Consider the following 7275-nt stretch of genomic DNA (forward strand, 5'->3'; position numbering starts at 1 on the left):
ACTGAAGATTATGACGATGTTATAAAAGTATGTAATCAAATCGGGATTCCATATTATTCGGTTAACTTTGAAAAACAATATTGGGATAAAGTGTTCTCTTACTTTTTAGAAGAATATAAAGCAGGCAGAACGCCAAATCCAGATGTGATGTGCAATAAAGAGATCAAGTTTAAAGCGTTCTTAGAACATGCTGTTAGTCTAGGTGCTGATTATTTAGCGACTGGACATTATGCCCAAGTAAAAGATGTAGATGGGGAAACTCAACTTCTTCGTGGACATGATAATAACAAAGATCAAACGTACTTTTTAAATCAATTATCTCAAGACCAATTATCAAAAGTTATGTTCCCAATTGGACATCTCGAAAAGAAATTGGTACGTGAAATTGCTGCAGAAGCTGGACTTGCTACGGCAACTAAAAAAGATTCAACAGGAATCTGCTTTATCGGCGAACGTAATTTCAAAGAATTTTTAAGCCAATATTTGCCGGCTCAACCTGGTGAAATGGTGACAATGGATGGCGTGAAAATGGGCCGACATGACGGATTAATGTATTACACAATCGGCCAACGTCAAGGTTTAGGCATTGGCGGAGCAGGGGACCCTTGGTTTGTTCTAGGGAAAAATCTGCAAACAAATGAATTGCTTGTTGGTCAAAATATACACCATGAAGCGTTATTTTCTGATCAATTAACTGCGGTGAATATGAGTTTTACAACGAGTGAACCCAAAAACAAAACATTCTCATGCACTGCCAAATTCAGATACCGTCAAGAAGACGTTAAAGTAGAAGTTGAGTTAACTCCTGATAAAGGAGCCATTATTACATTTGCAGAACCGGTCCGTGCTATCACGCCTGGTCAAGCTGTTGTTTTATATGATGGTGAAATTTGTTTAGGTGGCGGTACAATCGATGAGGTTATGAAAAACGGGAAAAAATTAACCTATGTAGGTTGATGGACGAGGAGTGAGACGATGAATGAACTAGAACTTGGCATTGCAGCCATTCAAAATAAGGATTATGAACAAGCAGTGGTGCATTTTAATAACTCCATTGAAGAAGAACCAAATAATCCATTAGGTTATATTAACTTTGGAAATTTGTTAGCTCGAATGAATGAAACTGAACGAGCGGAGCGTTTTTTCCAAAAGGCGATTACACTTGACTCGACGGCAGCTACAGCATTTTATGGACTTGCCAATTTGTATTACGAGCAGGAACGTTATGAAGAGGCAGCAAAGCTCTATGAAAAATCAATTAAGTTTGAAATTCAGGGTGCGGATGCTTATTTCATGCTAGGTAAATGTTTTGAACGCTTAGAAAACCCAAAACTTGCACTTCCGTATTTACAGAGAGCAGCTGAACTCGATCCAACTGACGTGCAGATCCGCTTATCTTACGGCATTGGTTTAGCAGCTTTAGAAATGTTCAAAGAAGCAGAACCTGAATTTATGTATGTAATTCTTGAAGATTTAAACAATGCAGATGCACATTATAATCTAGGAGTGTTATATGCGGTTTCAACAGACCGCACGGATGATGCTCTGTATCATTTAAAACAAGCATTCACTTTGCAACCAAACTTCGATCAGGCTCGTTATGTACATGACATGATTGCATTAAGAAAATAATTATTCCAGGAGGCGACAGTTTTGCCAAATCAAATCGATTTATTTCAAAAAGAAGAGATGTATATTAAAGGCAAACCTGTCGTCACCATTTTTCATAACTCCACAAACTTATTCTCCATTGTCAAACTCAAAATCGATGAGACGAATTCAACCTATGAAGACAAAGAAATAATCGTAACAGGTTATTTCCCTCAATTAATGAATGAAGATAGCTATCGTTTTACAGGACAAATAAAGCAACATCCAAAGTATGGAACACAATTTCAAGTGGAAACGTTTGCAAAAGACGTTCCTGAAACTGAACAAGGAATTATTCATTATTTATCGAGTGATCTATTCCATGGAATTGGTCGGAAAACGGCTGAAACCATTGTGAAGAAACTTGGCAAAGATGCAATTCGACTCATTTTAGATGACCCTGAAGCACTTGATGTAGTTCCACGGCTTGCCAAAGAAAAGAAAGAGACGATTCGCTATACTCTTGAACAAAATCTTGGCTTAGAGCGTGTCATGATTCAATTGAATGGATGGGGTTTCGGACCACAGCTCGCTATGCGAATTTACCAAACTTATCGTGAAGAAACGATTGACGTGTTAATGAAAAATCCTTTCCGTCTTATTGAAGATGTTGAAGGTGTTGGGTTTCACAGGGCGGACGAACTAGGTTCGAAATTGGGTCTTACTGGTAAACATCCTGATCGTATCAAAGCGGCGATTTTCCATTTATTAAATGCAGCATCTCTTAGTGACGGGCATGTGTACCTCCATGCAGAACATATTTTGCCGAACGTCAAGCAATTGCTCGAGTCTAGTCAATTTGAAGAAGTCCCTTTTGACGCGATTTCGACAGCGTGTATGGAACTAGTTGAAGAAGGGAAATTGGCGGGTGAAATGTCTCGTTTCTACTTACCTTCCTTGTATTATTCAGAGGTAGGAATCGCCTCAAAACTTGAAACATTACTAACTGAACAACAAGAAAGAACGGGTTTCCCAACTTCTGAAATAAGAAAAGCTTTGGGTGATGCGGAAGAACGTCTTGGCGTTACCTATGCAGAAACACAAATTGCTGCTATAGAACTTGGTATGAATGCTTCCGTTATGTTATTAACAGGAGGTCCAGGTACAGGGAAGACGACGGTTGTTCGTGGCCTGGTTGAAGTATACGCGGAATTACACGGCTTAACACTCGACCCAAAAGACTATGCGAAAAAGCAAGAACCTTTTCCAATTATTTTAGCGGCACCAACTGGTCGTGCTGCCAAGCGCCTAAATGAATCGACAGGTCTGCCATCCATGACAATACACCGGTTACTAGGCTTTACTGGGCAGGAAAAAGAAGAAGAATCTGAAAGAGATATTAAGGGCAAATTGATCATTATTGATGAAATGTCGATGGTCGATACATGGCTAGCACATCAATTATTAAAAGCTATTCCTGAAGGTGCTCAAGTTATTTTTGTTGGAGACCAAGATCAGTTGCCACCAGTTGGACCAGGTCAAGTATTGAAGGATCTACTTGCGTCTAAACGCATTCCAACAGTTGAACTGACGGATATTTATAGACAATCTGCAGGTTCGTCGATTATTGAACTAGCGCATCAGATGAAAAAGGGACAATTACCTCACAATATTACCGCTAAAACATCAGATCGCTCCTTTATACAAGCGGGACCGGAACAAATAGCGAAAGTCGTAGAACAAGTAATTAAAAGTGCTTTAGCAAAAGGTCACACGATTAAAGAATTGCAAGTACTGGCACCGATGTATAAAGGTCCTGCAGGTATTGATGCATTAAATAAAATGATACAACAGATGGTCAACCCAAATGACACAAAGAAGCGCAAAGAATTAGTGTTTGGGGAAACTACTTATCGGATTAACGATAAAGTGTTGCAACTTGTGAACCAACCGGAAAGCCAAGTGTATAACGGAGATATGGGTGAAGTGATTAGCATTTCTAAAGCGAATGAAAATGTTGAAAAACAAGACTTGATGATAGTTTYTTTCGAAGGCATAGAAGTGACCTACCAGCGCAATGATCTTGGACAACTAACGCTTGCCTATTGTTGCTCGATTCATAAATCACAAGGGAGCGAATTCCCTATTGTTATCATGCCAGTCGTCCGCAGTTACATGAAAATGCTGCGACGTAATTTGTTGTACACAGGAATTACACGTGCGAAGAATTTCTTGATCCTTTGTGGTGACGCAGATGTCTTTAAATTCGGAATTGAACGCAATGACGATTTAGCTCGATTAACCTCACTAAAAGAACGATTAAGTGAAGAAAATGTGCCTGTAACGGAACCAATTGTTGAGGATGAAAAAGCGAATGAAGATGAAGGGCCAGTGTCGTTGACTGCTAGCAATCATTTGAACATTCACCCGTTGGTAGGCATGAATGGAACAACACCTTATGATTTTTTAGAAGAAATCGCTAAATGAATAGATTGGACAAAAACACACGTTTATTTACATGTCATGTATTCAAACGTGTGTTTTTATTTTAGAGATTTTGGTCGATAAAGGAAATGAAAGGGGTCTACTATGATAAAAGCAGTTATTTTCGATTTTGATGGACTAATTATTGATACAGAGACTGTGTGGTACGAAGCGTTTAGGGAAGCCTTGTACCAATTTGAAGTGGACTTGACCATTGAACAATTTGCGTTAGTTATTGGCACAGATGATGCGGTATTGGATAAATATATTTTGGACAATATAAAAGAGTCTTCAACAATTTCTGAGATTAAAGAATTGGCATCGAAACTATTTCACGAAAAGATTGGTCAGCCTATTTTAAGAGAAGGTKTGTTAGATTATTTAATCACAGCCAAAGAAGCGGGTATTAAAATAGGTTTGGCTTCTAGTTCAAAAAGGAATTGGGTAGAAAAATTCTTGATGCAACTTCACATCCTTCCTTATTTTGAGGTTATCAAAACAAGGGACGATGTAACGACTGTTAAGCCAGATCCAGAACTATACCTGCAAGCCATTAAAGCGTTAGGTATGCAACCGGAAGAGGCAGTTGCTTTTGAAGACTCATTGAACGGGTTAAAGGCAGCTCGTGCGGCAGGTTTGAAATGTGTTATTTTCCCTAACCCGGTAACAACCAACTTAGCATTCGAAGATTTCAGTTTGAGGTTGTTTTCTATGGCAGAAAAACCTTTGGAGTTTATCCTTAAAGRGTTAAATAAATAGTTTTGTTGGAATAACGAAAGAAAACCGAGTAATTTCATATTCTTAACAAAAGAGAATTGACACACAGGCAATTATTTTTTATACTTCTAAACAAATGAATGAAAACGTTGATAGAGAAAGTACATCTTTGAAGCTTGTACAAGAAAAAGGTTCCTTGGCTGAAAGAACCTTCAAGTTTATGGATGGAAAGCTACTCTTGAGTGCAACTAATCACTGCCGTAAGCCGCGTTAAGGCATAATCGAGAGACAGCAGAGAACTTCTGCTGTAACTAGGGTGGTACCGCGAATTGAAGCCTTCGTCCCTTTTTTAGGGATGAGGGCTTTTTCTGTAAAAAATTATCTTTCTTTAAAGATAATTTATGTTTAGTTTCAAGCGATGGTGTCGAACTAAACGAACGCTTTACGCTTTTCTAACTTAAGGAGGAATTATTTATGAAAACAGCAGCACAAATTCGACGAATGTATTTAGACTTCTTTATTGAAAAAGGACATGCACTTGAACCAAGTGCGCCGCTTGTACCGATTAACGATAATTCTTTGCTTTGGATCAATAGTGGAGTCGCAACATTAAAAAAATATTTCGATGGGCGCGTGATTCCTGAAAATCCACGGATCACGAATGCTCAAAAATCTATTCGTACAAATGACATTGAAAATGTAGGGAAAACTGCTCGTCATCATACGTTTTTTGAGATGTTAGGAAACTTTTCGATTGGCGAATACTTCAAAAAAGAAGCAATTCATTGGGCGTGGGAATTTTTAACTGACAAAAAATGGATGGCTTTTGATCCAGAACTATTATCTATAACAGTCCATCCTGAAGACGAAGAAGCGTATGCAATTTGGCGAGATGAAATAGGGATTCCTGAAGAACGTATTATTCGTTTGGAAGGGAACTTCTGGGACATTGGCGAAGGTCCAAGTGGTCCAAACTCGGAAATTTTCTATGATCGAGGCGAGAGTTATGGCAATGACATAACGGATCCTGAAATGTATGCAGGTGGAGAAAATGACCGCTATTTAGAAATTTGGAACTTAGTGTTCTCTGAATTCAACCACAATCCGGATCACACATATACGCCACTTCCTAAGCAAAATATTGATACGGGAATGGGTCTTGAACGTATGACATGCGTCGTACAAAACGTACCTACGAACTTTGATACAGATTTATTTATGCCAATTATCAACCAAACACAAGAAGTCTCTGGTAAAGAATATGGTAACGGTAGTGAGGATGACCTTGCGTTTAAAATCATCGCAGATCATACACGCACTGTTGCTTTTGCTATAGGAGACGGAGCGCTTCCTTCCAATGAAGGTCGAGGATACGTGTTGCGTCGTTTATTACGTCGTGCTGTTCGTTTCGGTAAAAATTTAGGGATTGATCGTCCATTTATGTACACTTTAGTGCCGATTATTGGGGAAATAATGAAAGACTTTTACCCAGAAGTTAGTGCGAAACAAGCCTTTATTATGCGTGTTATTAAAAATGAAGAAGAGCGTTTCCATGAAACTTTACAAGATGGTCTTGGGATATTATCAAATGTCATTTCAACACAACAAGATGCAGGCTTAACTGTAATTCCAGGAAGCGACGCATTCCGTTTATACGATACGTATGGTTTCCCGGTAGAGTTAACTGAAGAATATGCAGAAGAAGCAGGAATGACAGTTGATCATGAAGGTTTTAAGAATTCGCTTGAAGCACAACGAACTCGTGCTAGATCTGCACGTAAAGATGTAGACTCTATGCAAGTACAGTCTGAAGTGCTAGGTAATATTAAAGAAACAAGTACTTTTATCGGCTACGACACAATCGTAAGTACTGCTAAAGTTTTAGTCATCGTAAAAGACGGAGAGCTTGTGGAACAAGCACAAGAAGGCGATGAAGTTAAAGTTATCCTAGATCAAACACCTTTCTATGCTGAGAGTGGTGGTCAAATTGCTGATCACGGTTGCATTGAAAACGACTTATTCAAAGCATTTGTCAAAGATGTTCAAAAAGCTCCGAATGGCCAAAATCTTCATACGATTATTATTGAGTCTGGAGAAATGACCGCTGGTGCAGAAGTAACGGCAAATGTGGATCAAATATTACGTAAATCAACAGTGAAAAATCATACTGCTACACATTTATTGCATCAAGCATTAAAAGACGTGTTAGGAACTCATGTAAATCAAGCTGGTTCGTATGTCGGTCCAGACCGTTTGCGATTTGACTTCTCACATTTTGGTCAAGTGACTAAAGAAGAACTTATGACAATCGAAAAACAAGTAAATGAGAAAATTTGGGAAGACATTCAAGTAGTTACTGGATTCCACGGAATTGATGAAGCAAAACAAATGGGCGCTATGGCACTATTTGGCGAAAAGTATGGAAAAATTGTACGTGTTGTTTCTATTGATCAGTATTCACTTGAACTTTGTGGAGGGTGTCAC

General features: G+C 38.7%; 5 protein-coding genes and 1 other annotated feature. All 5 genes read left to right on the forward strand.

What is annotated here, in order from left to right; genetic code table 11:
* Positions 1-957: tRNA 2-thiouridine(34) synthase MnmA (gene mnmA, locus AC1DOS_RS16300; protein ID WP_477538347.1), on the forward strand; the 957-nt coding region annotated here is incomplete at its 5' end.
* An 18-nt stretch (positions 958-975) separates the two neighbouring features.
* Positions 976-1632 carry a tetratricopeptide repeat protein gene (locus tag AC1DOS_RS16305; RefSeq protein WP_477538348.1) on the forward strand — a complete coding sequence of 219 codons (657 nt, stop codon included), beginning with the start codon at positions 976-978 and terminating at the stop codon, positions 1630-1632.
* Between the two features lie 21 nt (positions 1633-1653).
* On the forward strand, positions 1654-4077 hold the full coding sequence (gene recD2, locus AC1DOS_RS16310) for an SF1B family DNA helicase RecD2 (protein WP_477538349.1): 2424 nt from the start codon (positions 1654-1656) through the stop codon (positions 4075-4077).
* Positions 4078-4179: 102 nt separating this feature from the next.
* Positions 4180-4833 carry an HAD family hydrolase gene (locus AC1DOS_RS16315; protein WP_477538350.1) on the forward strand — a complete coding sequence of 218 codons (654 nt, stop codon included), beginning with the start codon at positions 4180-4182 and terminating at the stop codon, positions 4831-4833.
* A 98-nt stretch (positions 4834-4931) separates the two neighbouring features.
* Positions 4932-5140: a binding site (T-box leader), on the forward strand.
* 125 nt (positions 5141-5265) lie between these two features.
* The coding region (gene alaS, locus AC1DOS_RS16320; protein ID WP_477538351.1) for an alanine--tRNA ligase at positions 5266-7275 on the forward strand (2010 nt) is incomplete at its 3' end.

The sequence above is a fragment of the Paenisporosarcina sp. P5_A11 genome (genome assembly GCF_056400705.1).

Bases quoted from the DNA above. Each gene is read 5' to 3' on its own strand.
- AC1DOS_RS16305 (WP_477538348.1), top strand. From the start codon at position 976: ATGAATGAACTAGAACTTGGCATTGCAGCCATTCAAAATAAGGATTAT.